Source organism: Paenibacillus ginsengarvi (genome assembly GCF_003626695.1).
Classification (GTDB): domain Bacteria; phylum Bacillota; class Bacilli; order Paenibacillales; family NBRC-103111; genus Paenibacillus_AB; species Paenibacillus_AB ginsengarvi.
On sequence record NZ_RBAH01000001.1, the window covers coordinates 396,621 to 422,026 of the forward strand.

Below are 25,406 nucleotides of genomic sequence, written 5' to 3' on the forward strand. Positions count from 1 at the left end.
GAACCACCCAGGCCGATAAGGGGGCTGTTACTCTTTTACCCCTGTATCTGTTCCATCTCGTAGTTTCGTCGAGCAATGCAAAATTTTCTTTCTGTGTTAATGTCGACCACATTGTAAAACATGCCGGTATCATCATTTCGAATTAGATCAAAAAGATTTGGCTTATAAGATAGGCTCATTATGAGATTGTTTTTTGTATCATACATTCGGTAGGGCATATATCCTCTTCTCCTTTACCAAAATGAAAAATACGTTTACTATAACCTGAGGAGGTGCTTTTTCTTGGACTTTATCCGATATGACAAGAAAACAAATGTTTATAGCCCGTTAGTCCAGCAATATTTGAACTACTGTAAGTCTCACCCTGAGGAAAACGACAAACCAGGTGATATTTACGATCGCTTTTACTCATTTTTGACTGATCTTCTCGGGATGGATGAGCGGGAAGCTCTAGAAGAAACAGCATACTGGATGAATCAGGTTTGTGATCTGATGGATTAGAGGGTATATCCTCTTCTCCTTTATCTCCTATTGGGCCTTATACTGCTCACAATCCGAAATACTCATAGCCGGTGTCCAGCAAGAAACGGAACATTTATGTATCCGGCAAATTTGCTCCCGGTAATATTCCATTCCGTTGATCGAATCCGAATCCACGAATGAGTGCTGACAATTATCGCAAAGGTGTATCGGCTTATCCTTCATGGGGTCTGCTCCAATCCGGCGAGACGTTTCATGATCAACCATTCATCAAGTGGAGGCGTAAATGGATTATCTGTTTCTGCACGATGAGCAAATGCAAGATGGCAGCTTGCCTTATATCGCTCCATCGACCATTTGTAATCCATGATCTTGCGTACTACTTCCTCTGGAGATTCCTTGACGACATTCGTATCATCTCCGCTTGCAACTACAGTCACCGTAACCTTTTCGCCAACTTTATATGGATCAACTGAAGGCGTATTATATTCGGATTGGGTTACAGACGTTAAGTTCTCTGGAGAAATGTACAATGCTTTCCCTACGCTATCGGTCAATTTAATCATTTCCCTTGTTCCTCCCTCGGGGATTCCTTTATGGACTGTAGGGCTTTACGAGCTATCAACATTTCATCCGTCGCCGATCCGTCTACTAATTCCATTGTGGCGATTTTCTTCAGCGCTTTCGTCAGCGTGTTTACCTGTTGTTTAAGGGTTTTTACTTCCGTTTTTAGCGCACATATCTCGCACACCAGCATTTTCCCGTGCTCACACCAAGAGATGAGCTTTTCTTCCGTCAAGTTGGTTCCGGTCATGTCCTTTCCTCCCCTACTCTGCGCATCCGATCAGCCAGCATCATGGCATAATTGGCGATGTCAGCAAGCGTATTGATGAATCCTTCCGGCGTGTCTCCGCTGCCATTTAAACCGACATATCGTCTGCATTTCCTGTCCATCTGTTCAGATAAAAAGTCCATGGAGCAATTCTCCGGGCCCCATCCGCCCTTGTAGTCATTTTCCAACAATCGAGATTCCATCAGACCTGCAAACCATCTTACAGGTTCCCTTTCCTGCTGTATGGATTGGATACGATTCAATTCCTCAAGCAGCTCATTATGCGAATTGATGACATCGAATATGTCGTTTCGCAGATGCGCCTCGTCTCCGCGCGAACAATCGGCCTTATGCCAGATATCCTCAATTTGTTGACTGTCCAAATTTGCGGTATTTCCGAATGGTTCATTTACTGGTTCCATCTGTATCCTCCGGCAAATTGATTTTCGCCCAATGGGTAATTTCCGAATTAATCATGTAGCGCCCGTCATACCAGTTATATCCCGAGCGATGTGGATTTTTGGTGTGTGCAGCTACCCATACTTGTTGTCCATCCGTGGCGAGGTGATTAACGTGAGATTCGATTTCTCGGCTATAGGGGTCGTATTTGATCCAATCTATCATGGTTGGGTATCCTCCCCTCAAACTGTTTCCACTAAGGCAACTTTAGTTGCTGCTGAGTTTCCTAACAGATAATGCTTGATTCCAAAATACGGATTATAAGACCCGGACAATATTACTTCTCGTCCTGGTGTGATCTTGATGAACTTGTGCATGTGAATCTGTTTTTTGGTATTACGAAAAATCGGGCTCGTTTTTGACCAGCAAATCAAGAGAATATCTCCCTTTTTAAGTCTATTTATCTGTTCCCACTTCGTTATTTCAGTGTATTTCATGAGGTGGTATCCTCCCCTTGTAGAGCCTCCGCAAAGTCTCTGTTAACCATTATTTTTCCTGCACCATTGCACAACTGGCATACTTCTTGTTCTGGCAATCCTGTACGCTCGTATGAAACAGTAAATCCTTTCTCACAGTCATAACATGCGATTTCCACTTCACCTTGCAGAGCCTCCACTGGTTCTATTTCACACTGCCACATTTCAGGATCGAGGCTACACCATCGCTTTTCTGGGCAGTCTTTGCAGATTTCTGGCATTTCCTCTCTAATCTGTCCCATCGTATTCACTCCCTTGTAGAGCCTTAATAGCTGCCAACGTAGCGATATATGGTAGCTCTGTGCCGACCTCTTCCGAGTATCCTTCATGCTCTCGTTGCAAAAATGCAAACGATACATCTCCTCTGTAAGACTCGATCCGATAGTCCCATCCCCGTCGTTGCATCTCCTCTACTACGAGACGCATTCCTTCCCACGACGTGGAGTATGCCGGTAGAAACTCTCGCGACAGTTCGAGTCCTGATTTATTGAAAACTACTTCGCCGCAAATCCGATCCAATTCCGGTCCCGGCTTCATATCGTCTATCCTCATGTTCTACCTCCTAATAGATCAGGATGTTCGTGGATATTGCCGATGACTTCGTACTCTTTGTTTGCATTTAGGGCTTTCACCAGCGAATTCGTCACAACCTTTTGGCGATCAGTCCGTTTTCCATCTCCCCAAAAGTAACTGTCGTATCTCGTCACCTGTTCCGTATCGACGATATATGTCATGAGTTTCCCATTCAGTGATGAGTCAAACACACCTTGCCGAATGTGCCCAACTATTTCGATTTCGCTGTATTCTGCAAAGGTGTCATATCCGCGACGATTGTATCTAACCTTCGTGCCTGTTTGTTCACGTGACATATATTTCACTATGTCGCCTTCGAATATTTCCTTGCCATTCCGATCCCTTAGGCCGGTATATTGCATCAGTTCAACGTATGGTGATTCAATGCAAACCTTTAACCAATTCTTATCTAAAAAGTCGTAACTCATTTCTTTTGTTTCTGTATCCCATGCTCGGAATCGAATATCCCTCATGCTCCTTTTACTCCTTCCCTATCCCTGATTCGGCCCCCGATGCGCTAGGTATTTCGGTCGATACGGAGGCCTCCGGCCTAATTCACTACTATTACCTGTGATTTCCGAGGGGCGTAATAGTCCGAAATATTACTTCTCCCCCCACGTGGCACTTCGACTAGCACTCGATCCAGTTCGCTAAGTGATTGGAATTTCACACGGTTGGAAGGATATTTCACGTCAAACTTTTGCAAAATGTTGCGTGCATCCTCTTCTGGTTTGATGAATCCAACAATCTCTCCTGTTTTCTCTTTCCAAACTCCTGCAGCTTGAGATTTCCAGGTAACTACATCGCCTATTTTCATATGAATTGCTCCTTTGAATTTGATTTTGCGCGTAGCGCCATCGGCCCGACCGAAATACTTAGGCGCAGCCGGTAGCCGTATCAGAGGGTATCAGGGGATTAAGAAGGGGAATCCTATATTCCCCTATCCCCTCTATATCCCGAGTTCGTATTTTCCACATGCAGGCCAGTAATAGTTGTGATCGGTGCTTTTCCCCGTTGTTCCTCGCAGCCCGCATTTGTAATAGCGATTGGCGTACTGCTTGCAGCCGAAGTGAGCGCAAGTCCGGCACTTTGCCCCTTCGGGACCTTCACCGTATACGGTTATCATAGGATTCGGGATCGGCTTGAATGTTTGCACATCACCAGACCCGAAAAGTTCCATCTGCTGTCCGTTCAGCTAGATCACCTCAATCCTCTTCGATGTAGTTGCCATTCTCGTCGATGTATTCAGGGAAATAACCGCTAACATTGCTGCATACCCATACCCTTGCTTCAGGCGTACCTTCTAGAGGGAGGCTATACGAAGTCGTTTTCCCAGGCATGTATTCGAAATGACCGAAATTATATCCCATATCTTCATCTGCATACTTAATGTCGAAGGTGAAGTCACTGAATTTTTCATGTAATGATTCAAAAATAGGGAATGGCGCTGACCAAGCCGTATCGAAACGAATCACATTTTCATTAACCGAAATTTCGTAGGCATTCCATTTCGTTCCCCAGTGTTCGAGGCTCCAGTTGTACCATGGGGGACTGATTCCTGGTGTATCGAACGATGCGATGATTTCTTGCGGCATAGGTATGAGCTTGTTGAAATCAAATTCCCTTTCATCACTTTTAACAAAATCAATTACCTCTTGAGCCGTCCGTCCTTCTGATGCTTGAATAGTGATGATATTCGTTATGTGGTTTGGCATTTCGTCACTTCTCCCTTTGTGTTTGATTTTGCAATTAGTCTTTAAACCAGCCATATCCCTTATCATCAAGAACATGCGTTCCCATACAATCGCGCAAGAGGCCAGCAAGCGTGGCTAAATCACGCTCATTTATACTGACGATGTATTGTAACTCCTTCTTCTTCAACCGCCTGCCTGCGGCCGCTGTGAGCAGCGACACAACCGGCTCCACTCGTTCGCTCTGCTGCCGTTTTACTTCCTCCTCGGCCTGCTCAGCAGCCTGCTTGCGATTGTACTCTTCCCAATCTTGTTCGTCGTACCAGAAGCGCTCTCCGTAGCGCTGACGGTATATGTCTATCCAGTGTTGCAGCTCTTCCGGGCTCGTTTGTATCCGATCGTGACAGGGCCAGCAGAGCCGCAATCCGTTTTGTTTGACGCCTCTTCCCTTTCTGCCGCGCGGCCATACATGGTGCGTTGTTGTATCCTGCGCCGATCGGCAGCTTTGGCATTGCCCCTTTGCTTCCTCGATCAGTTCAGTGATTACCTTGCGTGGGAACTCTCCACGGTCGGCGCTGGATGGCCGGTCCTGATGATGGTCGAGTATTCCCTGCCGCCAGGGTGCTACTTCTTTCTTTCGTTTCTTCGCGAAAGCCATTAATAGCCGTTTGTCTGCCTATCGTGATTGGTTTTGTTCTTGGCGATATAAGCCTCTGCGATCTGGTCCCTTGTAAAGCCGAGCAATTTAGCAATAGTGAGAAGTACATCGGTGAGGCGATATAGCGATTTTTCTGCCATACTTGGTCGTTTCGTCGTTGTCGCCCAATAGATTTTCGAAGCCCAATCGAACGCATGAATGAATGCCTCCGTCAGCCCTGTAAGATCGCCGCTCAAGTCCTCATGCAAGTAGTTGGAGATGTTAAGATTCAGTTGCCGGTACAGCGAAAGATTGAAGTGCAGGCAATCGACATATTCTTCAAGCAGTGGATTCGTTTCCAAATATGCATCCCTGTCGGAATGGATTTTCTTCGTACGAGGTGACTGGTCATTGCTCCAATGCTTAAAGCCGCGCCATTCGTTCGCAAGCTCTCCAACCTCCACCTGAAGCGCGAGAACTGTATTTGGCAGCAGGTCGACACCTTCGAGCCCCTTTTCTTTGATGATCCGTACATCAAGCTCTTTCTGCATTTCATACAGTTGCTTAAGTGTATATACTTCGCTCATTCTTGGTTTCTCTCCCTCAGTTTTATTCGCAGCTCGTATCAGTTTTTCTATATCAGCTATTTTCATGGTGCGGGGACTCTTCGGCCATTTTACACCTATGGATTTACCTATTTTTATAAGCGCTTCTCGTTTGGACATGACTAAATGCCATTTGTTCGAATCATTCCGGCGCTCCATCTGGTCTAGCATTCCTTTTGTTTTCTTCAAGGCTTGCACCTCCTGCACGACGCATGAGTTCGCATGTCGCATCGATCTTGTACTGCCATCCGCATTCTTGATCGTGATTGGCAATTTCGAGAAGTTGACTACGAGTTGCTTCTTTCCACTTCACCCAACTCGCTCCTTTTTGCCCTTCCTCAATTTCGGTTTGCCGGGATTTTTTAGGGCGTCGATGATTTCTTGTTGGAATGATGTCAGTTTGACCGGCTCATGCATTGCACGAGCGATTTGGGCCAGTACATAAGCGTCACGTACGTTATCGCTTTTGTGCTCGAATCCCCAGCGCTTGAATATTTCGACGCTAAGTGAATCTTTTTTCATTGTCCCTTTGCCAGAAGCGAACTTTTTAAGTTCAGTAGGCGTCACATCAATGTACTCTGGTAAAGCATCCCGGAGCATCCAACCGATTCCGTACATTTGAGCAACGAACTTACCCTTTGCCCCATATGCGAATGTTTCGATTGCAATGTTAATGCTATCGCCCCAATTCCCGGCGCCAAAAATGGACTCCTCCAGCTTTTCTACAATCCAGTTAATCCTTTCAAGTTCTGCTGGAAGCCCTACTTCTTCAACCTTCGGGGCTTGCAGTTCAAATGCTTGGATTACATTACCGTCTTGATCTAGTTCTACTAGACCTGCCAGCGTAGATGGGTCGATCCCGATATACCGTCTCATAGTCATCCATTCCTCTTTGCGTCACGATATGGCCACATTGCTGGATTCTTGCGTCGCTCGTTTCTTATCGTCTTTTTGACCATATCTGGCGATGTTTTGAATTGCCGGGCTATCCCGGTAAGCGATAGAGTTGATCCTGTATACAACTCATGTAACCGCTGCCTATCAATCTTTCTTGGTTCGTTATTTTTAGGCCGTCCGCTATTATTTTCCCTAAAAATATCACCAGGATAGTTCCCAGTATTTTTCCCCCACCTTGGGATCAAGCCTTTTCTTCCTAAATCCATTATCAGCAGCGCTACTTCATCCGGGTCACGGTCAAGCTTCTTAGCGATGTCCAAACAATTCGATCCATCCGCCCAAAGCTGTTTAAACACATTTATTTCGGTTTGTCGCCAGACAAACTCCATATCTTCACAAGCGATGTATATGTCTGACATTTCATCACCTCGTTATTGCTTTCTGGATATGCCACCCAATCGTTAGGCTTTGGCCGGGGTGATAATCCGGGTGATCTTCGGGCAGCTCTGGTATTGCGCATAGAGGACAAGGAGCGAAATTCAGCCCCTTGATGCCTCCTAGACTTGTTACAACAACCATCGATCCGTCGCATAGGATACACAATGTCTTTGCCCTCCTCCTCACGCCCTGCGCCGATTTTTTCCGCCTACTCGCACCGTTGTCACAAATGGTTCAATACGTTCCATGAGTCGGGCACCTTTGACTAGATTCGGTTCCCTCTCGTCCTTCGCTTGGCTGAGGTGTTTGCGCAATTCGTCAAGCATAAGGTTCGAGGTGTAGAGCGTTGGAAGGCGTTGCATCCTCCTTTGGAGGACCGGACCGAGCACCTCGTCACGCGTCCATGCTGTTAGCGGCTCAGCGCCGATGTCATCCAAGATTAGGACCGACACTTCTCGCAATGCATTAAGTTTGCTTTCTACATCGCCCGTTTTAATGGCACTTTTGATTTCTCCAAGGAAGTCGGGGACGTAAATCATTAGCACATCTGTGTTCCGACTTGCCAATTCCCGAGCCGCTGCTGCCATAATCGCGCTCTTCCCTACCCCAAAAGGACCGTAGAGATAAATCCCTTTATGCTGACCTGGCTTGAATGAGAGGCAGAATTTTAAGACCGCTTTTATCCCCTCGGCTCGTTGAGCATCCTGTTCCAAATCTTCGAACCTAGTGTTCAGAATATTATCTGGAATGTAGTGGCTTGATATGTTCCGCTTGATCGCTTCCTGCTTTTCGAATGCCAATTGGTGACCACATGCTTTGTTCGTGAGGCTTATCGTTTCACCATTCTTGACCGGCACAAGGAAGTGGCCTTTTAAAGCGTTTTTGCAGCCGTCTAAGCCGGTGCAGCGATTGCATTCGTCATAGCTTCGAGTCAACTGGTACAGGCTGTTATGATCGGCTTCAGAATCAGGGAAGTCTGTTCGTAGTTGCTTGACGGCCGGATGCTGCTCTAGCCTTTCTCGTTGCTCTTGTAATTTTCGATACAAGTCCGGCTTTACCCATTTCGCGAACTCATCGGCAGCACTCTTCATGTCCTCACCTCTGTCGACCGAAGTTCAGCAAGGAGACTTTCAAATTCAGGGTCCGGGTCTTGGCTCTCTGCCGCCTCTGGTTGAGGATCGCGTAGTGATTCTGGCAAACTGCTTGTTACGTCGCCATTTGATTTCGGGAATGAGCTAATCGACTCTACTGTCGTCTTGCCCTGTTCGATCCATCCGTTGATTGTTTTGACGAAGTAATTGATATGAGTACCTTCGGCCTTCTTTAAGGCTTTTTCAATGACACCAGGCTCTACACGTCCGATATACCAGTAGGCTGTTTCAAGCCCATCAACACCGGCTCCCTTGATTCGTAATTCGTTGATTAAGATTCGAATCCGTTCTTCAATTTCGTGCCGGTCGTATATATCTATCTCTTTTTCTTTATTTTCATTTACTTTACTTTCCTTTACTTTCCTTTCCTTTGCATAATTTTGCATTGCACTCGCATCATCTCGCATAGCATCTGCATCTGCTACCGATGCATTTGCATTTGAATCGTCATGCAATTGCATCGGTCCGCCTTCTGGTTCTGAAATTTCGTCATACTTCTCCCATCTTGTCCTAGCGGCCTTCCTTCGCTGCTCTACAACGACCTCCCGTTTTTTCATGCGCTTGAGCAGAGAATTCGACCAAAATGTAAGGTCATCCGAAGTGAAAAGTTCGAATTCGTTGATGCAATCCATGATGAATTGCTTTGCATGTGCAGCGTCTGTGCATCCCATTTGCTGTGCATATGCATTCCAAATGTATTTGCTTTGCATGTCTAACTTGTAATCTGCCGAATCCCGCATCATTTCAACCAGTATCCAAAACCATCCGTATCCAGCAGCTCCGTACACGCTTCGCATAGCCGTCATTTTCGGATCATGCCGGGCATTGCTGTCATGCGAGAAGTAATAGGCGTCCTTCACACCTCCCAACCCTCCTTTCGGAACTAATAGTCTAGTGACGTACTGTTAGCGAGCCATCTGCGAAGCTTACCCGCATCTTCAGGCGCAAGGCGTGTAACGTTTCTTGCATACTCTCAAACTCATTACGGTACTGTTGCATACGCCCATAAGATTCAGCTTCAAGTTCCCGTATTTCCGTCGTCAGAAGCTCAGCCCACTCCTTCTTGGGCCTTTCTGCTGTTATATAAACCCGGGCATACTCCGTGTCCCTTTGAACGTGTATGCGTTTATAGAGACGATCACATTCGGCTGACACATCACCAACAAGGACAAGGCATTTGGTCAAAATCTCAATCTTTTTCATGAGAGCCGCCGGATTGTCTTCCGGCAGCTCATCAGCCAATTTCTTGTATTGCTTGATTTCGGTTAGGTAATGGTCGAGATTCATTTCGCTACTCCCTTGCGTTCCTCAAACTGTCTACGGTTCTCCAACCATTCATCCAGGTGCTGCAAAACTATTTCAGCCTGACCCTCACTCAATCCGGACAGAAGCGCAACATTAAGTTCCTTGAGTTGCAGCTTCATTGCTAGGCTCGAATACATACCATTCACACGTCTGGTCCGCTGTTCAACTGGTTCACCAGGAACTTTACAAAGCGTCTCGACCTTGAGCTTGATTTGTCCGATTTGCTCCGATGAAATGGCCGGTTCTTGAGGAGGCTCTTGTTCTGCTCCAGAAGCTTCTACCGCTTTCGTCGGCCTGCCACCCTCTGCGTCTCCGCCAGTAGGAATCATAAATTCAATAATCAGTGCGTACTTCTCGCCGCCTGTATAGGCTTTGTAGATGCCTTTGTCACCATGATCCAATCCTGTAGCATTAAGAATCTTTTGTTCAAAATAACCGGTTTCTAAATCCATATATGTGATGAGTAAATCAACATCAGTAATGGTCGCCGAGCTACCGATCGCTCTTTCTACACGCTTTTGTATAAACTCAACCTCAAAGCCGAGTTGGCATTCCGCGAGTATCGGCCGCATCAGATCGTAAACGTCCGCAGCCTCAACGAAACTGTAGCCGTGCTCCTCGTTAGTGCCATTCTTAGCGATCCGTTTGACCATTTCACGCGCCTTGCTCTTTTTCAACGCCAAATCCCGGCGAGCTGCAAGCCACTGGTCATGGCGATATCCAAACGGAGGTTGCATTAGTTTGGGAAGATCCGTTGTAGGTACATCGAATGGGATATGTTCCATATTTACACCTCCGGTTTAACGACAACGGCTTCAGGCCGGTCATTTACTTCGACACCGGGCACGACTTTTTTTCCAATAGCAGCGACTGTAGCCTTAAATATGACATCCTCCACGATCGCGCCAGTTTCTAAAGACAGGACATATTCGCCGCGCTTTGCATACTCCATGCCGTCAATATCGCCAGTTAATTCGTTTTCGGCTCCGAAATCAACGATTACGCCGCCTTTGACAAACACGTTTCTTTGAAGCTCCGTCTTCTTTTTGAACTCCGTTTTATTTGCAATGACCTTGTTCACTTCAGCCAGTTCCGTCAACCCCTGGCTAAGGAGAAAGTCTGCTGTTTGGGATTCATCGCGATAAAGCCATTCCGGTTGTTGTTTCTGAAAGGTTACCCTGCCGTACGGCGTGGACTGGCTCTTGAACTTGGCGTTCTTGGCCCGTTGTCCATTGGCCCATTCTCGTACCAGCTCCGAAAAAAAGGTAATCCCTTGTTCGGCCGGTTTGATCTGCCGTTTTTTCCAGTCATTAATACGCTTGACCTCTTGTTCCGCAAGGTCTTCGGTGCTGGCTATCGTTACCTTGAAGGCGCTGATCTTCCGCATAACCCAGTTCAGTTCCTCAAGATTATTTATTTTAAAACGGCCTTTCACATCGGGATTTTCCAGTTCATCCGCACTTTCTATTCCCGGCAGCCCCAAAACATCACGGAAAAATTCATTCAGTTCATCAAGCTCTACCTGTTGTAATCCATTCATTTACAACCCTCCGCACGATATGTTATATTGGAGGCGTAAATTCACTTGCCAGAGTGATTTACGCCACAAACATTTAATTTTCGATCACAAGCTGACCTGCCAGGGTCAGTTTTTTTCATTTGTGCCGTAGAACAGTTCATAGTCTTCAATGGCTTCGCCGATCGGAATGATTCGGGTTAAGTCTTTGGCATCGCCATCACATGCATCGGCGATCCATTTCACAGTGTCACGAACATCGGGTTTGACCCGGAGCATTATATACGCAACATCATCTTCGACTTCGATCGACAATCCTTTTCCAAACATATACGGCTGGTTGAAGAAGCGAAACGCATTGTCGTTAAAGCGATCCAAGTTAGCCAATGCGCTCCACCTTCTCTCCTACGACTTCGATCGGACCGTTCCAGTGCTGGATATAAGATATGGCCTGATCGTATAACCCGGTCGGAGTGTCGTGGTAACTGACGATGCCGAATAATGATTTGTAGTCCTTCCAAAGCCGCGCTATCGTTTTTCGAAACTCCGCTTTATAACGTGGCGTCCCATATCCACCGAGTAATGCGGTTACTCGTTCAACCGCGCATTTATGGATGTTTTGGATTTGCCGGTAATCAGCCGGAACTTTATCCATTCGCTTTTCTAGTGAAACAAGACGTAAATCGTGGTCTTGAATCTTGTTAATCATGTTTTCGCTGGTTCTGAGCATGATATCCCAACGGTCCATTGGTGCAAGTTGTTTTTCTGACATTTCCATCCCCTCCTCCTAAACTTTTTGAATTTCGGTCATCAGTTTGATGTCCGCGAAGATTTTTTGCACCAACTCGTCAAACTGATGTGCAAAGGCATCGACGGCTTGCATGGCTTCGAGGTTCCCTTGTACAAGTGCGAGTTCATACATGGCTGCCGCATGATGGGCTGATAAGGTTTTGATTAGTTCGGCGTAGTTTTCCTTAATGCTTCGAATCGACGTTTTAGCAGTCTTGCTCTCGTTGAGTTTGTGCTGTAGCTGCTGATTTGCCATTGTGAGCTGCATGTTTTCGGTGTTTAATTGCCCCAGTTTGGCAGCATCCCGACGGAGTATGTCATAATCTTCAGGAAGCTTCTCGATAGTGACCTGTTCACGAACAACTTTTGGTGGTTTGTCTTTCTCTTGGTTCCACAGCTTTTGAAAATGCGCCGCTTCAATTCGGGCTTTCTCGGCTTCCTTTTCAACTTCTTGCAGTTTCTTTTTAACTTCCCGAATCTCTTTTACCGTCATTTCATCAACTGTCTTTACCTCGCCAGTAGACGGTATGACATGCCCCTGCTGAACGAATTCGGCACGATCGATGGACTCGGGAAGTGAGAGCATTTCGAAAATTTTCCCCGTCGACAAAACCGCAGATGTCTGCGCATTTCCAAATTGTTCATAAGCTTGCATCATTGCTTGAGCTGTTCTTGGTGAAATTTCTACTGACTCCAACCAACCAGTAAATTGCCCATGCGCTAAATCATTTTCCTTAACATGCTTCAATCGCTTACCAATTTCGAATAACGACTGCCCGGCGACTTGTTTGTACGAATTAATTTCCGCCGTTATGATATTCAAGTCGTTAGCTAAAGGGACAACGTTGTTCATCCTTCTTCCTCCGGTATTTCGATTTTCAGAAGCAGTCGTTTCGACCCGTACCCATAAACACTAACATCTTCGATGACGTGCTCCTCGTCGCCGTTTACCTCGACAAACACTTCTGCATCCATCGGATGATCCAAAAGCTCAACTATTAAATCCTTGACCGTTTTCAACCTGTTCACCTCCTCTCAGTACAGCTTATTAAAAGCGTTGTACTCATTCGTCAGCTTTTCAAACCAAATCCAATCCTTGCCAATCCGTGCCGCGAACAGCAGATTCAGCAGCCGGGCACGCTTACGTTCCCGATCAACGATAAACCGATGCGACTCGCGCAGCTCATGCGCTTCCATAGGGGTAAGCTCCCGCTTTTCGAGCATGATGCCGATGATCTCGAGTAGACGCTGATCCACGGTGCTCATTTGGCAACACTCTCACTTTCAAGGCGTTGAACGTGTTCTATCAAGCCGCTCCCCCTCGTTGCTTATCCATCCAAGAAATGAAATCACTTCTATAAATTCTCATTTGTTTTCCCATCTTGACATGAGGGATACCACCGGCATTCGGCTTTAGCTTTAAATTGTCATAAACCCTTCGCACATCGACCCGGAGAAAGCACGCAATCTCTTGTGCGGTTAAGACATCTGGCAACTCATCAAGTTTTAGGACATCATTTTGTTTGGGCAAGGAATCACCTCCCTTCGTATCGCACAGCTTATGCAGTTTTTGAATCCGACATATTAAACAGGTATTCAATGGAGCATTTTGGGAAATACTTCCGGTGGATATTTAACATCTCAGTGCGGGTGAACTCGGTTTTACCTAGGATCTTGTTACTGAATGCTTTGTTCGATATTCCGATTCCCGCAGCTATTGATTTTCCATCAACTCCCTCTCGCGCCATTTCCGCTCGAAGATTCTTGAACATGTAATCACCTCCAGTCTTGTTTGCATGTCTACCATGCGTGGTAGGTGTAAGGCAATGATAATACCGCGCGTGGTATTTGTCAACACAATCTGACACAATTTTTACCGTGCGTGGTATATAAAATGCTTTACATGGTATAAAATAAGGTGTATACTTACCACAAAACGTAAACGGAGTGGAAGAAAAGTGCTTCTAACCGATAAATTAAATGAACTTATGAAAACCAAAAAAATTAGTCGCATGGAGCTGGCTCGCGAATCAGGCGTACCCTATACCACGATCGTAAACTTCTATGAAAAAGGAACCGATAACGTTAAGTTATCTACATTACGGAAACTTGCTGATTACTTCAATTGTAGCCTCGACTACCTTGTGGACGACGAATACGGAAGTAATTCTCCACTAGTTGAAACAGATTCTATGGTACTCCTTCCGATCGTTGGAAAGATTTCCTGCGGTGACGGTGTATTCGCATATGAAAATATTGAGGGATATGAAGCGACTCCAAAGGAATGGCTGAATGGTGGGGATTACTTTTATCTTCGAGCAAAGGGGGATAGTATGATCGGCGCACGGATTCAGGATGGGGATTTACTTTTGATTCGCAAGCAGCCTGAAGTGGAGAATGGTGAAATCGCTGCCGTCCTTATAAATGACGAAGCTGTCCTAAAGAGGGTCTACCGAAATGGTGATCAGTTAGTTCTTCAAAGCGAAAACGCTGCATACCCGCCTATTTTTTGTCCACCTACAGGTGCAACAATAATTGGGAAACTCAGAATGGTAACAATCAAATTCTAAGGAGGGAAACATCTGTGAACGGGTCTTTTCGAAAAAGAGGAGATAATTGGAGCTATATCGTAGATCTCGGCCCCGATCCATCAACAGGTAAAAGACGTCAAAAGGAAAAGGGTGGTTTTCGCACAAAAAAAGAAGCCCAGGCAGCTGCGGCAGAATTAATCGTTCAAATTGAAAATAGCGAATATAAGAAACCAGTAAAACAATCACTTGAAAAATATTTAATTGATTGGTTAGAGTCGAAACGTATAGGACTAAAGAAAAATACCTTTTCCATCTATAAACATCATATTGAACATCACATAATTCCTGCAATTGGCAAGATTGAACTTGCCAAACTAACTCCAGCTGAAATCAGCACACTTTATGCAATGCTGATTAGTGAAAAGCACCTTTCTGAGGGCACTGTACGGGATACCCACAAAGTATTGACCGCCGCACTAGGACAAGCTTTAAAATGGGGAATGATTATTAAAAACCCAGCATCACTTGTCGAAAAACCTAAAGTTAATCGAAAAGAATTATCAGTGTGGGATGCTGAACAAGCGAAGACGTTCCTGGCATTTGCTAAGAAGCATCAGAACTATATAGCTTTTTTACTCGCCTTAGGAACCGGCATGAGACAAGGTGAGATTCTTGGACTGCGTTGGAAAGATGTTGATTTGGATGCCGGAATAATTCGAATTGTTCAAACACTCTCCCATGATGGTAAAGAATTGAGTGCTGGCGCCAAAACAAAATCAGGAAATAGGACAATTAGCGTTGATGTCGAGTTAGTGAAAGAACTGCGTAAACAAAAGTCTCGTATTTTGATGAATCGTCTTAAGAGCGAAGGGATGTATACGGACCACGATTTAGTTATCCCAACAAGCAAAGGGACACCGATTACACCGCGCAACCTCTCACGCTCATACTATCTACTTTTAGAACGTTCTGAGGTCCCGCAGATAACGTTTCACGACTTAAGACACACTCACGCCACACTACTGCTAACACAAGGTGTTCATCCGAAAGTTGTCGCCGAACGACTTGGCCATGCAGATATGAGAACGACTCTCGAAATATATTCGCACGTTTTACCACACATGCAAAAAGAAGCAGCAGACAAGGTTGGGCGCTTGTTGTTCAGCTGATTTTTTTTGCCCACATCTGCCAACATTTTGCCAACGCAACAAAAAAACATAGTGATTTTTGAACGGATTAACATACACTTCACCTACGCAAAAATGCCGTAATATAAGGGTTTTCAGGACTACCATACACTAACGTACACTATTAATAAAACAATTGCCCTTACTTGACAGGGTAGGGGTCAGTGGTTCGAGCCCACTACAGATCATCACCAAGAAGCCTTGCGCCGCAAGGCTTCTTTTCCTTTTTGTCGATGTTCATGCATCTCTAACTAGCAAAAAACGCCGAGAGGGCAAAGCCCCTTCGGCGCAACAGATCAATTGCTCCGCTACTTTCTTCTCTTAAACACACAGATGACTTCCTTCGACGAGCCTTGATGCTGATTCGTATCGAAGCAGGAGACAAGCTCCCACCCGCTCGTTCCCAAGCCGTTTAATTCCTTGTCGAATTCCTTAATATCCAGCGTTCCTCCGCTAAAAAAACCTTTGGTAAAAAACTTGAGCGTTCGGTATTCCCACTGTTCCAATCCGATCGTTCCTTCCTTTGATCCAATTGCAATATCGCGATTGCCGGTTCACTCTTTGCCTTTGTTTGCGATTTCCTGAAGCAGCTTGATGATCTCCGCAAGCGAAATCAGGATCGAGCCCGTAACTAGGCTGACAATCGAATACACTACGGTGCTTAACCAGCCTTCGGATTGCCCCAAAGTGATAGCACCGGCAATGCCGATGACCATAATGGCGATGCCGATTTTTTTGACGATGGAACCTGTTGAGTTGGTCGGTTGCATGCTTCCAGCTTCATCTCCTCTTGATGATGGATAAGGAGTAATTCTGCGAATGGAAGCCAATCCCCTTCCTGCAAGCCATTTTTATTCAGCCTGCGCGGCTGCATGGCACTCCCCGTCAGGAACCCGTAGAGCGATAATGTCTAACGCCGAATCGCCAAACGAATAGGCAAGGCACGAGAAACAGCACGCCGGCCAGCGATGTCAGCATATACGTCAGGCCACTGCCTTCGGTTTTCCCGAGCACATACAACAGCGGAAAGTAGTTAACGCAGCCAAACGGAATGACGAAGGTAAAAAAGCGAAAAATCCACTTGTGGTAAATATTCAGCGGATACTGCGCCATCTCCCGCCCGCCGTCGGTAAAGATGTTGGCGACCTCCATCCCTTGAATCGTCCAGAAGGAAAGCGTGGCGGCCAGTATAAAAATGCCCGTAAAAATAAACACGCCGCTCGTTATCATCAGCACCAGCGTAACCGCCTTGAGCACGCTCCATTCGATCGTTAGGCCGTTAATGGCGAGGACGAGCACGAAGATGCTTTGCACCAGCCTGCCGAACCGCGTAAACTCGAATTTGGAGCCGAGTACCTGGATCACTGTGCTCCTTGGACGAACGAGCAAACGGTCGAAATCGCCAGTTCGGACTAGGCTCGAGAACGAATCGAAGCCGCGGGCGAAACATTCGCTGATCGAATACGCCATATGAATAACCGCAAAGATTAAGGCGACTTCGTAGAAGCTCCACCCTTTCAATTGGCCGAACCGCTCGAACAGGAAATAGACGCCGGCGAGCAGCGAGAACGGAATGAAAAACTGCCCGATCGTCAGCAGCCAGAACGAAGTGCGGTACTGCAATTGCGACTTGAACAGGATCAGCACGTATTTCCAATACAGTTTCATGTTTCGCCTCACCCTCCTTGTACGACCACTCTTCGCAGCGACCGACCGAGCGCCCATTTACCGAACAGCAGCAACGCGGCAAGCCAGACGAGTTGCTGACCGATGCCGCGCAGCGCTTCGTCCCCGGCGATATGACCCGAATAGACGCGAAACGGAAAGTCGGCCGTCAAATGAAACGGCAGCCAGCCCACGATCGCTTGCAGCCACTCCGGCATAAGCGGAACCGGTAGCGTCATGCCCGCCAAAAATTCGCCGATGACGCCGAACAGAAGCAGCGAGCCTACCGGCGACATCGTGTAAAACACCGAAATGTAGATGAACATGGAGATCGCAACCAGCACCAGCAGGCCGAGGAACAGTGCCGCAAGGAACAACAGTAAAGCTGCAAGGGACGGCGGCGGCGTCAACCGGTACGGATGCGGCAGCAGCGACGCGATAATGAGAATCGGCAAGCAGCGCAGCAGCGCGCTCGACAACCGCTGCGCCAGCAGCTTCGCGTACCAGAAGCCATAGATGTCGGCCGGACGGCACAACTCGTACGCGATGTTGCCTGTCGTAATCAGATCGAACAGCTCGTTATCCCGGAACCACAGCATAATAAAGGCGAGGAACGATTGCTGGAGCCACAAATAAACGATCAATTGCGTAAGCGTCATCGGAGGCTCCCCGCTGGCATGAGCGTAAAAAGCCTCGAACACCATAATGAACAGGAAGCCGAAAAAAAACTGCGTCAGCACGCCCGCAATGGCGGCCGTCCGATATTGCAGCCCGAGCAGCATCCGGAGTCTCCATACGGAGTAGTACGCTCTCATATCTGGTACTCCTTATATAGCTTCACGATAACTTCCTCAATCGGCTCCGCTTCGATCGATACATCCAGCAGCTCGACCTGCTCCGACAGCTCGCCGATGACGCCGGATATTTTCGTCTGCTCCGTGTCGACGAGCAGCACCGCCCGTCCGGCGGAACGGGATTGTACCGTCACGCCCTGGATGCGGATCGCGCTATCGGTTTCGCGGTAGTCCGCGATCACTTTCTTGTGCACCCCGAACCGGGTGCGCAGCTCGCTCAGCGAGCCGTCGACAAGGACGCTGCCGCCGCCGATGAGAATGATCCGGTTCGCCAAAGCCTCAATGTCGCTCATATCGTGCGTCGTCAAGATGACGGTAACGCCTCTCTCTTCGTTGATCGTTTTAATAAACTGCCGGACGGCGATTTTGGATACGGCATCGAGACCGATCGTCGGTTCATCGAGAAATAAAATGTCGGGGCCGTGCAAAAGCGATGCCGCGATTTCACAGCGCATCCGCTGTCCGAGACTGAGCTGGCGGACCGGCGTATGGATCAGGCTTTGCAGCTCCAGCGTTTCTACAAGCAGGTCAAGATTCGACCGGTAGTCGCCCGGCGGCACTTTGTAAATGTCGCGCAGCAGCTCGAACGAATCGATCACAGGCACATCCCACCACAGCTGGGATCGCTGTCCGAAGACGACGCCGATGTGTTTGACATACGACACACGGTCTTTCCAGGGCGTGTACCCCATAATGGTGCAGCTGCCATCGTCAGGCACGAGAATGCCGCTCATGATTTTGATCGTGGTCGATTTGCCCGCCCCGTTCGGACCGATATAACCGACAATTTCTCCCTGACGGATGTCGAAGGAAATCTCGTTTAACGCCTGCACCATCGCAAACTCCCGGACAAACAACGCTTTCATCGCTTGTCCGAGCCCGCTTGCGCGCTTGGCCACCCGAAACGTTTTGGATAAGTCTGATACGGAAATCACTTGTCACTTTCGCCTCCCCGGCTAAACATATGGATTCGGAACTTTCCTTTTTTTTCAGAAGCAATATATCATTTTAGTTTTCGCCGCAGCCGGGAACAAGGGAAAAATCGATTAGAACAAAAGCTTCTGATCGAAGCAGGCTTCCGTCATCCCGAACACGATCACATTTATTGGAAAAGTCGTCACCATATCTGCCATTCTCTCATCTACTGCTAAGAGAAGGGAGGGAGGCACCATGGTTACTCACATTTTCAGACGTTCGCGCGTCATCCGACTGAGGCGCGGACAAGCAATCGCTCTTTCGTGTGGAATTCCGTTTTTTACGCGTCGCATTACGCTTAGACCCGGTCAATTCGTCGTCGTAACATGTGACGGAAGTCCGAGACGGATTACAGTAGGCTGTGTATCGTTCCGCAGAGAAATCCGCATTCATCTTCGTTTGGGCGAACGTTTAATCGTAAGATGTAGACACTGCAAAACTTGCTAAAGAAAAAAAGGCCGGTTCTCCGGCCTTTTCCGTCCTTTCCTATAGCTTGCTGCCGCTCGGCAAATCCATGTAAAAACATACGCCGCTATCGGTATTTCGCACGCCGTACCGACTCTCGTGCAGCTCGAGAATCAGCTTGACGATGGCGAGTCCGAGCCCCGTCCCTCCGGTTTTGCGATTGCGGGACCGCTCCACTCTGTAAAACCGCTCCCATATATGATCGAGCTGGTCTTCCGGAATCTGCTCCCCCTCATTCTCGATAGCGACGGTAATCATGTCGCCGTGATTGTCAATGCGCACCGTAATTTCGCTATCCGGAACCGCGTGCCGGATCGCGTTCATCATAATATTGAACAGCACCTGCTCGATTTTGCCCTGATCCGCCATAACGAACGGGTCGTTTGCCGCTACGGATACGACTTTTAAGTTTTTGTCTTGCAAATGATGCGACAGCTTGTCGACGATATCCTCCATCAGCTCGCTGACGGAAAACACGCTTTTTTTCAGCTTGATCGATTTCGACTCCAGCTTCGTCAGCTCGAGCATATCTTTGACGAGCTCCTCCATTTTCTCGGTTTCGTCGAGAATGACCTCCACATACCGCTCGCGCTTGCTCTCTCCGACCCCGTCCCGCAATCCTTCGGCAAAGCCCCGTACGATACTGAGCGGCGTCTTCAGCTCGTGGGATGCATCGGAGACGAATTCCTTCTGCATGTTCTCGATCCGCTTCTTATGCTCCACGTCCTCCCGCAGCTGTTCATTCGCGAGCTGCAGCTCCTTCAGCGTAGTGTCCAGCGTCTCGGACAAGCTGTTCAAGCTGTACGAGAGACTGCCAATCTCATCGTTGCGCCGGATCGGCGATTGTATGCTAAAGTCCAGCTTCGCCATACGCTGCGCCACTTTGTTGAGCGACACAATCGGCTTCGATATGAATCGCGAGAACACGAGCGACAGCAGCAAGATCAGTATAAAGCCGCCGATTCCGATATAGATGTAGAACAGCTGCAGCGCGTCGTACGCTTCGCTAATTTGCTGCAAGGACGTGAACGCAAATATTAGCTCCGATACCCGGCCGTCCCGCATGATCGGCTGAATCGCAATAAAGCTGCGCACGCCGCTCCACGAATCCGTCCATTCCTCCTCGACTCTTTCTCCCTTTTGCAGCACCGCGGCATGGGCGGGCGACAAAGGGAACCATTCCTCAAGGGCGAGTGTCAGCATACCTTGACGCATGTTCCACTGCTTCAGTCCGGGCAGCAGTAATTCGGTAATGTCCCCGGAGATACGCTCCCGCGGATAAGGCGTTTCGATGCCGTCCGGCCCGCGAATTTCCTTGACGCCCGGCTTCTTGATCTCGACCGGATACAGCCAGTCGCGGGCTTTCTCGTCCTCGAAAAAGCCTTCCACCTCGATCCGGTCGCCCCGCTTCAGCTTCGCCGCCTGAAGGTCGCGCGCTTTGGACGCAAATGTCGACAGCGATACTTTGACTTGGTGACCGTCCTTCTCCCTGATCACGATTCGGAACGGATTGTCATACAGGACCTTGCCTTCCGGCGTCAGGATCGACAGCTGGGACTTGTTCTTGCTGATGAATTGGGCGATTTCGCGCGAAACGCTGTCTTTGTCGCCCCTCCATTCGTCGTAATGCTGGCTGAACGCCTTCAGCTTTTTGCCGAGAACGGTCAGCTTGTGGTGCTCGTAAAACTGCTCGAAAAATAGCAGCTGACTGAGCAGCACGATCGCATAAAAAACCAAAAACAGCAAAGCCGTTATCGCAAACAGCTTCACTACAACGCCGCGGCTTCTCATCGGTCCTCCTCGAATTTATAGCCGGCACGGATGACGGTACGAATATGACGGGCTTCGTCGCCGAGTTTGCCGCGCAACTTTTTGATATGCGTATCAACGACGCGAACATCGCCGAAGTAATCGAATCCCCACAGCTGATCGAGTATCGTCTCGCGTGAAAGCACGATGCCCGCATTTTTGTGCAAATAAAGCAGCAGCTCGTACTCCTTTGGTGACAGCTCGATGACTTCGCCGGCGATCTCGACGCGATGCGCTCTTTTATGAATGATGACCCGCCCGAACCGGATGAGATGGTCCTCTTTGCCGACCGTGCCTTCTACGCGTTTGATCAGCGTTTTTGCCCGGGCCACGAGCAGCTTGGGGCTGAACGGCTTCGTCACGTAGTCGTCCGCGCCGAGCTCGAACCCGAGCAGTTTGTCGTCGTCCTCGGATCTTGCGGTCAGGATAATGATCGGAATGTCCGATTTCGCCCGTATCCGCTTGCATACCGTCCAGCCGTCCAATCCGGGCAGCAAAATATCGAGAATGACAAGATCCGGCTTCAGCGTCTCCAGCATGTCCAGCGCCTCGATGCCGCTTTCCGCCTCGTGTACGTTCCACTGTTCGTCGGTGAAATAGTCGGCGACAATTTCGCGGATCCGGCTCTCATCCTCTACAAGCAGAATGCTTCGCTGCATCGCAATAGCCCTCCGTTTTGCAAGCTTTCTACTTTATCTATCGCTTTAGCTTCCAGTATAACCGATGCATGTGTTTTTTGTATGTCCGCCGGCTTCTGCGAAAATGAACGAATCATGAACACATGAAATACACAGCGGCCTGTTATACTGGGGTAACCTTAGCCGACCCACACCGAAAGGATGTTTCCATGAGCTACATAGTCGCTTTTTTCCAGCACAAGGACGTCAGACGTTTCGGAATCCTCGCCTTGTTTTGCCTGATCCTGTTTCTGCTCCGCAGTATGCTCAATATCATGCTGCTTACCTTTCTGTTTGCGTTTCTGATGAATCGCATCCATTCCTTCGTATACCGTCAAGTTAGCCGGGTCGTTCCGGTCAACCCCAAGCTGATTCTGTCCTTGCTGTACGCGCTGCTGGTCGGACTGCTCGTCTTGGGCGGCTTCAAGCTGTTTCCCGCACTTATCAACCAGACCGGGCAAATCATCGATTTGGTCAAACGGATCGGCACGATTCCGCAAGACAGCGAACTGGCCCGCTACCTCGTCTCTTTCCTGAACACGATCGATATTCAAGGTATGGTCAAACACGGGCTCGACTTTGTGATGAAGATAAGCAATTGGGGACTGCACCTGTTTCTCGCCTTGCTGCTCAGCCTGTTCCTGCTGCTCGGCAAAGAGAACGTCATCCGCTTCACGCGGCAATTCCGCACGAGCAAGCTCGGCTGGCTGTTTAACGAAGTGGAGTTTTTCGGCAAAAAATTTATTCATACGTTCGGCAAAGTGATCGAAGCGCAGCTGCTGATCGCGCTTATCAACTGCATCGTCACAACGCTGGCGCTTAAATTGATGGGTTTTCCGAATCTGTTCGTGCTGTCGCTGCTCGTCTTCGTACTCGGACTCATCCCGGTCGCCGGCGTATTTTTATCGCTCATCCCGCTGTGCGCCATCGCTTACAGTATCGGCGGACTGCTGTATATCGTTTATTTGCTCATTACCATTACTATCATTCACGCTTTGGAAGCTTATGTGCTGAACCCGCGGCTGATGGCGTCGAAAACGAATTTGCCGATGTTTTTCACTTTTATCGTCCTTTTGTTCTCGGAGCATTTTTTCGGCGTATGGGGACTGATCGTCGGGATCCCGACATTTGTCTTTTTGCTGGACATTTTGGAAGTCCAAGCGATCGGTAAACCGAAGAGCCCGCCTCCCGCCGCTCCAGCCGACCGTTCCGGGAACTAATCGGGCCAGCTTGCTTGCACCTTCTTCATAGTTGATACGGTGTGCTCCAGATCTTCCCAAACGGAGTGAGAACTATTGAACGTTGTACTGGACATGATCGGCCAATACGGGTATATCGCGCTGTATGTGCTGCTTGCGTTAGGAATCGTCGGCATTCCCGTGCCGGATGAGCTGCTGCTTACGTTTATCGGCTACTTGACCTCTATCGGCATTTTCAACTTTCCGGCAGCCGTTACCGTCAGTCTGCTGGGGGCGATGACCGGCATGCTCGTCAGTTATTGGCTCGGCCGCAAGCTGGGGAAGCCGGTGCTCTGGAAATACGGCAAATGGATCAAGCTGACTCCGAAACGGCTCAAAAAAGCGGAAACCTGGTTTCACCGGTACGGTCCGTGGACGATCAGCTTCGGCTATTTTATACCGGGCATTCGTCACTTAACCTGCTACTTGTCCGGCGTGAGCGGCATGAGTCAGCGCAAATATTTGCTTTTTGCCGGAGCCGGGGCGCTCTTCTGGTGTTTGTTTTTCATAACGCTCGGCTACTTTGCAGGATATCATTTCGATTTTATATGACCGGGCACATCCGCAAAACAAATAACCCGAATGACCTTCGGGCCTGGGATGCCGATTCGATGACACTTTCTCCTATGCATAAGAGGACCTGGCCCTCATCTTAAGATCAGACTGCCCTGCTAACGAGTCCATATCCACGCCAGCACGATCCATACCGGGGCTACGATCAGAACCGCAAATAGTAAACCTCTAATGGCAGATCCGTTCCGCTCCATTCCAGCTATCACCTCTACCGCAGTATATGCGCGCAAGGCCGGAATGATGAGGAAGGCTGCGAATAAGCCCAAAAACGAGTTGCCAAGAACCGCCCAAGCCCAGTGGCACATATGCTGTCTTATCTAAAAGGAGGACTGAATGCATATGGCTTACAACCCGTATTCCTATCTGTACCCTTTATATGCTTACATGTATCCCCAAGGTGGATGGCACGGCGGTCAAGGCGGTTGGCACGGCGGCTGGCATGGTGGCCAAGACGGTTGGCACGGCGGCCAAGGCGGCTGGCATGGTGGGCAAGGCGGTTGGCACGGCGGCCAAGGCGGCTGGCATGGTGGGCAAGGCGGTTGGCATGGCGGCCAAGGCGGCTGGCATGGTGGGCAAGGCGGTTGGCACGGCGGCCAAGGCGGCTGGCATGGTGGGCAAGGCGGTTGGCACGGTGGGCAAGGCGGCTGGCATGGTGGCCAAGGCAGCTGGCATGGTGACCAAGGCGGCTCGCACGGTGGGCAAGGCGGTTGGCATGGTGGCCAAGGCGGTTGGCACGGCGGCCAAAGCGGCTCGCACAGTGGGCATGGTGGCCGGGAGCCGGATTTTTCGGCCTCTTCTGCAGCAGAATAAAGTTACCTTGCCCTTCATTTTTCGACCGTTTTTTTATAAAATAGAGGGAGAATGAAGCGCAGGAGGTTAACATGCTGAGACTGCTGTACGAATACATCTATGTAAACATGTGGCTGCTGCTGTTCTTGGCTTTCATGTGGGCAAATGACGGCTACATTTCCTTCTTCGAAAGCTGTATGCTGATTGTTGTGGCTATAACCGGTATTGCTATCGTATCCAAAAAACAACTGCGTACCCCGGAAAATCGTCGGATTCGGGATTTATATTGAGCCAGGCCTCATAGCGGCAGCATCAAGCCCCGTCCTTGCGGGGCTTTTCATCATTTTTCGCACTCAATTGCGCAGCAAATAAATAAGCAGACCGTATGCGGCTTCGAGCTCCTTGTCCGTCATTCCTAACGCTGCGGCCTGCTCTTCGTAAGTGGAGTTCGGCATATCCGTAATCACCTTCGCCAGCTCGCTTAGAGTGCCGTACGGCGATAAATCCAGATCCGTCTGAATCAGTTTATAGGCGTTTAAGCCGTTTTTTCGGACGATGCCGAAATCGATCAGGAGGCCGATTCTTTCCTTCGCTAGCGATCGGCTAAGCTTCAGCGCTGTCGACACCTCATGTATAGAAAGATGGCTGATTCCTTCTGCATTTTGCTTCGCCTCAAGCAACTTCACCAATTTGCGCGCTTGTTCGGCGGCTTCCTTTAATTTGCCCGTAATGTTTTCGGTTGCTATCATGGCTTTGATCGGCTCCAACGACAAATTATGAAACTGATCTATATG

General features: G+C 48.6%; 39 protein-coding genes. 7 read left to right on the plus strand and 32 right to left on the minus strand.

All coding sequences use genetic code 11. The features are described from left to right. The first annotated feature begins 282 nt into the window (after nucleotides 1-282). Nucleotides 283-501, plus strand: coding sequence for a hypothetical protein (locus tag D7M11_RS02055; RefSeq protein ID WP_120745471.1), 219 nt, complete (start codon nucleotides 283-285; stop codon nucleotides 499-501). A gap of 200 nt (nucleotides 502-701) precedes the next feature. Here the strand turns inward: D7M11_RS02055 and D7M11_RS02060 are convergent, their stop codons facing one another. From D7M11_RS02060 to D7M11_RS36120, 24 genes are all read right to left on the minus strand, one after another. Then, nucleotides 702-1,046, minus strand: a complete 345-nt coding sequence (locus D7M11_RS02060; protein ID WP_120745472.1) for a hypothetical protein — start codon at nucleotides 1,044-1,046, stop codon at nucleotides 702-704. Continuing rightward, nucleotides 1,043-1,294 carry a hypothetical protein gene (locus D7M11_RS02065; protein WP_120745473.1) on the minus strand — a complete coding sequence of 84 codons (252 nt, stop codon included), beginning with the start codon at nucleotides 1,292-1,294 and terminating at the stop codon, nucleotides 1,043-1,045. The genes D7M11_RS02060 and D7M11_RS02065 overlap by 4 nt, the downstream gene beginning before the upstream one ends. Further along, nucleotides 1,291-1,734, minus strand: coding sequence for a hypothetical protein (locus D7M11_RS02070; RefSeq protein WP_120745474.1), 444 nt, complete (start codon nucleotides 1,732-1,734; stop codon nucleotides 1,291-1,293). Before D7M11_RS02070 ends, D7M11_RS02065 begins: the two co-directional genes overlap by 4 nt. Next, complete coding sequence (locus D7M11_RS02075; RefSeq protein ID WP_120745475.1) at nucleotides 1,718-1,936, minus strand: hypothetical protein; 219 nt, start codon at nucleotides 1,934-1,936, stop codon at nucleotides 1,718-1,720. The genes D7M11_RS02070 and D7M11_RS02075 overlap by 17 nt, the downstream gene beginning before the upstream one ends. A 268-nt stretch (nucleotides 1,937-2,204) precedes the next feature. Beyond that, a complete protein-coding gene (locus tag D7M11_RS02085; protein ID WP_120745477.1) occupies nucleotides 2,205-2,489 on the minus strand; it encodes a hypothetical protein in 285 nt (94 codons plus the stop codon). A gap of 306 nt (nucleotides 2,490-2,795) precedes the next feature. After that, entirely contained in the window at nucleotides 2,796-3,293 is a 498-nt protein-coding gene (locus D7M11_RS02095) for a YopX family protein (protein ID WP_120745479.1), read from the minus strand. Nucleotides 3,294-3,370: 77 nt separating this feature from the next. Further along, complete coding sequence (locus D7M11_RS02100) at nucleotides 3,371-3,637, minus strand: hypothetical protein (protein ID WP_120745480.1); 267 nt, start codon at nucleotides 3,635-3,637, stop codon at nucleotides 3,371-3,373. Between the two features lie 388 nt (nucleotides 3,638-4,025). Further along, nucleotides 4,026-4,535, minus strand: a complete 510-nt coding sequence (locus tag D7M11_RS02105; RefSeq protein WP_120745481.1) for a DUF1281 family ferredoxin-like fold protein — start codon at nucleotides 4,533-4,535, stop codon at nucleotides 4,026-4,028. Nucleotides 4,536-4,569: 34 nt separating this feature from the next. After that, entirely contained in the window at nucleotides 4,570-5,169 is a 600-nt protein-coding gene (locus D7M11_RS02110; RefSeq protein WP_120745482.1) for an HNH endonuclease, read from the minus strand. Beyond that, the gene (locus D7M11_RS02115; protein ID WP_240040922.1) at nucleotides 5,169-5,942 is read right to left on the minus strand and encodes a dUTP diphosphatase; all 774 of its coding nucleotides are present in this window, start codon (nucleotides 5,940-5,942) and stop codon (nucleotides 5,169-5,171) included. Before D7M11_RS02115 ends, D7M11_RS02110 begins: the two co-directional genes overlap by 1 nt. Nucleotides 5,943-6,062: 120 nt before the next feature. Further along, nucleotides 6,063-6,629 (minus strand): hypothetical protein, encoded by a 567-nt coding sequence (locus D7M11_RS02120; RefSeq protein WP_120745483.1) that lies wholly within the window; start codon nucleotides 6,627-6,629, stop codon nucleotides 6,063-6,065. A gap of 2 nt (nucleotides 6,630-6,631) precedes the next feature. Then, nucleotides 6,632-7,069, minus strand: coding sequence for a hypothetical protein (locus tag D7M11_RS02125; RefSeq protein ID WP_120745484.1), 438 nt, complete (start codon nucleotides 7,067-7,069; stop codon nucleotides 6,632-6,634). A 201-nt stretch (nucleotides 7,070-7,270) separates the two neighbouring features. After that, nucleotides 7,271-8,179 carry a primosomal protein DnaI gene (dnaI, locus tag D7M11_RS02130; RefSeq protein ID WP_120745485.1) on the minus strand — a complete coding sequence of 303 codons (909 nt, stop codon included), beginning with the start codon at nucleotides 8,177-8,179 and terminating at the stop codon, nucleotides 7,271-7,273. Then, on the minus strand, nucleotides 8,176-9,099 hold the full coding sequence (locus tag D7M11_RS02135) for a Lin1244/Lin1753 domain-containing protein (protein WP_120745486.1): 924 nt from the start codon (nucleotides 9,097-9,099) through the stop codon (nucleotides 8,176-8,178). The genes dnaI and D7M11_RS02135 overlap by 4 nt, the downstream gene beginning before the upstream one ends. A 31-nt stretch (nucleotides 9,100-9,130) precedes the next feature. Then, a complete protein-coding gene (locus D7M11_RS02140; RefSeq protein WP_120745487.1) occupies nucleotides 9,131-9,526 on the minus strand; it encodes a hypothetical protein in 396 nt (131 codons plus the stop codon). Continuing rightward, nucleotides 9,523-10,329 (minus strand): ERF family protein, encoded by an 807-nt coding sequence (locus D7M11_RS02145; RefSeq protein WP_120745488.1) that lies wholly within the window; start codon nucleotides 10,327-10,329, stop codon nucleotides 9,523-9,525. The genes D7M11_RS02140 and D7M11_RS02145 overlap by 4 nt, the downstream gene beginning before the upstream one ends. A 2-nt stretch (nucleotides 10,330-10,331) precedes the next feature. Continuing rightward, nucleotides 10,332-11,084, minus strand: a complete 753-nt coding sequence (locus tag D7M11_RS02150) for a host-nuclease inhibitor Gam family protein (RefSeq protein ID WP_120745489.1) — start codon at nucleotides 11,082-11,084, stop codon at nucleotides 10,332-10,334. Nucleotides 11,085-11,189: 105 nt separating this feature from the next. Continuing rightward, on the minus strand, nucleotides 11,190-11,447 hold the full coding sequence (locus tag D7M11_RS02155; protein WP_147433381.1) for a hypothetical protein: 258 nt from the start codon (nucleotides 11,445-11,447) through the stop codon (nucleotides 11,190-11,192). Beyond that, nucleotides 11,440-11,832, minus strand: a complete 393-nt coding sequence (locus D7M11_RS02160; protein WP_158606386.1) for an ORF6C domain-containing protein — start codon at nucleotides 11,830-11,832, stop codon at nucleotides 11,440-11,442. The genes D7M11_RS02155 and D7M11_RS02160 overlap by 8 nt, the downstream gene beginning before the upstream one ends. Before the next feature lie 15 nt (nucleotides 11,833-11,847). After that, the gene (locus D7M11_RS02165) at nucleotides 11,848-12,702 is read right to left on the minus strand and encodes a DUF3102 domain-containing protein (protein WP_120745492.1); all 855 of its coding nucleotides are present in this window, start codon (nucleotides 12,700-12,702) and stop codon (nucleotides 11,848-11,850) included. After that, nucleotides 12,699-12,869, minus strand: coding sequence for a hypothetical protein (locus tag D7M11_RS36255; RefSeq protein WP_158606387.1), 171 nt, complete (start codon nucleotides 12,867-12,869; stop codon nucleotides 12,699-12,701). Before D7M11_RS36255 ends, D7M11_RS02165 begins: the two co-directional genes overlap by 4 nt. A 15-nt stretch (nucleotides 12,870-12,884) precedes the next feature. Next, a complete protein-coding gene (locus D7M11_RS02170) occupies nucleotides 12,885-13,115 on the minus strand; it encodes a DUF7667 family protein (RefSeq protein WP_120745493.1) in 231 nt (76 codons plus the stop codon). 40 nt (nucleotides 13,116-13,155) lie between these two features. Further along, a complete protein-coding gene (locus tag D7M11_RS02175) occupies nucleotides 13,156-13,380 on the minus strand; it encodes a helix-turn-helix domain-containing protein (RefSeq protein WP_158606388.1) in 225 nt (74 codons plus the stop codon). Between the two features lie 28 nt (nucleotides 13,381-13,408). Then, complete coding sequence (locus D7M11_RS36120; protein ID WP_147433382.1) at nucleotides 13,409-13,621, minus strand: XRE family transcriptional regulator; 213 nt, start codon at nucleotides 13,619-13,621, stop codon at nucleotides 13,409-13,411. A 186-nt stretch (nucleotides 13,622-13,807) separates the two neighbouring features. Here D7M11_RS36120 and D7M11_RS02180 point away from each other — a divergent pair, with 186 nt between their 5' ends. After that, complete coding sequence (locus tag D7M11_RS02180) at nucleotides 13,808-14,419, plus strand: LexA family protein (protein WP_275671642.1); 612 nt, start codon at nucleotides 13,808-13,810, stop codon at nucleotides 14,417-14,419. A gap of 14 nt (nucleotides 14,420-14,433) precedes the next feature. Beyond that, nucleotides 14,434-15,549 carry a site-specific integrase gene (locus D7M11_RS02185; RefSeq protein ID WP_120745495.1) on the plus strand — a complete coding sequence of 372 codons (1,116 nt, stop codon included), beginning with the start codon at nucleotides 14,434-14,436 and terminating at the stop codon, nucleotides 15,547-15,549. Nucleotides 15,550-15,875: 326 nt separating this feature from the next. Here the strand turns inward: D7M11_RS02185 and D7M11_RS02190 are convergent, their stop codons facing one another. The 7 genes from D7M11_RS02190 to D7M11_RS02220 form a co-directional block, all read right to left on the minus strand. Beyond that, entirely contained in the window at nucleotides 15,876-16,073 is a 198-nt protein-coding gene (locus tag D7M11_RS02190; RefSeq protein ID WP_120745496.1) for a DUF4177 domain-containing protein, read from the minus strand. Between the two features lie 48 nt (nucleotides 16,074-16,121). After that, nucleotides 16,122-16,337 carry a hypothetical protein gene (locus tag D7M11_RS02195; protein WP_120745497.1) on the minus strand — a complete coding sequence of 72 codons (216 nt, stop codon included), beginning with the start codon at nucleotides 16,335-16,337 and terminating at the stop codon, nucleotides 16,122-16,124. 115 nt (nucleotides 16,338-16,452) lie between these two features. Continuing rightward, complete coding sequence (locus D7M11_RS02200; protein ID WP_120745498.1) at nucleotides 16,453-17,235, minus strand: ABC transporter permease; 783 nt, start codon at nucleotides 17,233-17,235, stop codon at nucleotides 16,453-16,455. A gap of 8 nt (nucleotides 17,236-17,243) precedes the next feature. Continuing rightward, on the minus strand, nucleotides 17,244-18,047 hold the full coding sequence (locus D7M11_RS02205) for an ABC transporter permease (protein WP_120745499.1): 804 nt from the start codon (nucleotides 18,045-18,047) through the stop codon (nucleotides 17,244-17,246). Next, nucleotides 18,044-19,021 carry an ABC transporter ATP-binding protein gene (locus D7M11_RS02210; protein WP_193556077.1) on the minus strand — a complete coding sequence of 326 codons (978 nt, stop codon included), beginning with the start codon at nucleotides 19,019-19,021 and terminating at the stop codon, nucleotides 18,044-18,046. The genes D7M11_RS02205 and D7M11_RS02210 overlap by 4 nt, the downstream gene beginning before the upstream one ends. A 526-nt stretch (nucleotides 19,022-19,547) precedes the next feature. Continuing rightward, nucleotides 19,548-21,317, minus strand: coding sequence for a sensor histidine kinase (locus D7M11_RS02215; RefSeq protein WP_120745500.1), 1,770 nt, complete (start codon nucleotides 21,315-21,317; stop codon nucleotides 19,548-19,550). Further along, the gene (locus D7M11_RS02220; RefSeq protein WP_120745501.1) at nucleotides 21,314-21,994 is read right to left on the minus strand and encodes a response regulator transcription factor; all 681 of its coding nucleotides are present in this window, start codon (nucleotides 21,992-21,994) and stop codon (nucleotides 21,314-21,316) included. The genes D7M11_RS02215 and D7M11_RS02220 overlap by 4 nt, the downstream gene beginning before the upstream one ends. A gap of 188 nt (nucleotides 21,995-22,182) precedes the next feature. Here D7M11_RS02220 and D7M11_RS02225 point away from each other — a divergent pair, with 188 nt between their 5' ends. The 4 genes from D7M11_RS02225 to D7M11_RS02240 all read left to right on the plus strand — a co-directional run bounded on the left by D7M11_RS02225 (nucleotide 22,183) and on the right by D7M11_RS02240 (nucleotide 24,902). After that, nucleotides 22,183-23,232, plus strand: a complete 1,050-nt coding sequence (locus tag D7M11_RS02225; RefSeq protein ID WP_120745502.1) for an AI-2E family transporter — start codon at nucleotides 22,183-22,185, stop codon at nucleotides 23,230-23,232. Between the two features lie 75 nt (nucleotides 23,233-23,307). After that, complete coding sequence (locus tag D7M11_RS02230) at nucleotides 23,308-23,802, plus strand: DedA family protein (RefSeq protein WP_120745503.1); 495 nt, start codon at nucleotides 23,308-23,310, stop codon at nucleotides 23,800-23,802. 460 nt (nucleotides 23,803-24,262) lie between these two features. Beyond that, nucleotides 24,263-24,688: a hypothetical protein gene (locus tag D7M11_RS02235; protein WP_120745504.1), complete on the plus strand. Its 426-nt coding sequence runs from the start codon at nucleotides 24,263-24,265 to the stop codon at nucleotides 24,686-24,688. Nucleotides 24,689-24,704: 16 nt separating this feature from the next. Continuing rightward, nucleotides 24,705-24,902, plus strand: coding sequence for a hypothetical protein (locus D7M11_RS02240; RefSeq protein WP_120745505.1), 198 nt, complete (start codon nucleotides 24,705-24,707; stop codon nucleotides 24,900-24,902). Between the two features lie 63 nt (nucleotides 24,903-24,965). Here the strand turns inward: D7M11_RS02240 and D7M11_RS02245 are convergent, their stop codons facing one another. Further along, nucleotides 24,966-25,361 carry a hypothetical protein gene (locus D7M11_RS02245; RefSeq protein ID WP_120745506.1) on the minus strand — a complete coding sequence of 132 codons (396 nt, stop codon included), beginning with the start codon at nucleotides 25,359-25,361 and terminating at the stop codon, nucleotides 24,966-24,968. Nucleotides 25,362-25,406 lie beyond the last annotated feature (45 nt).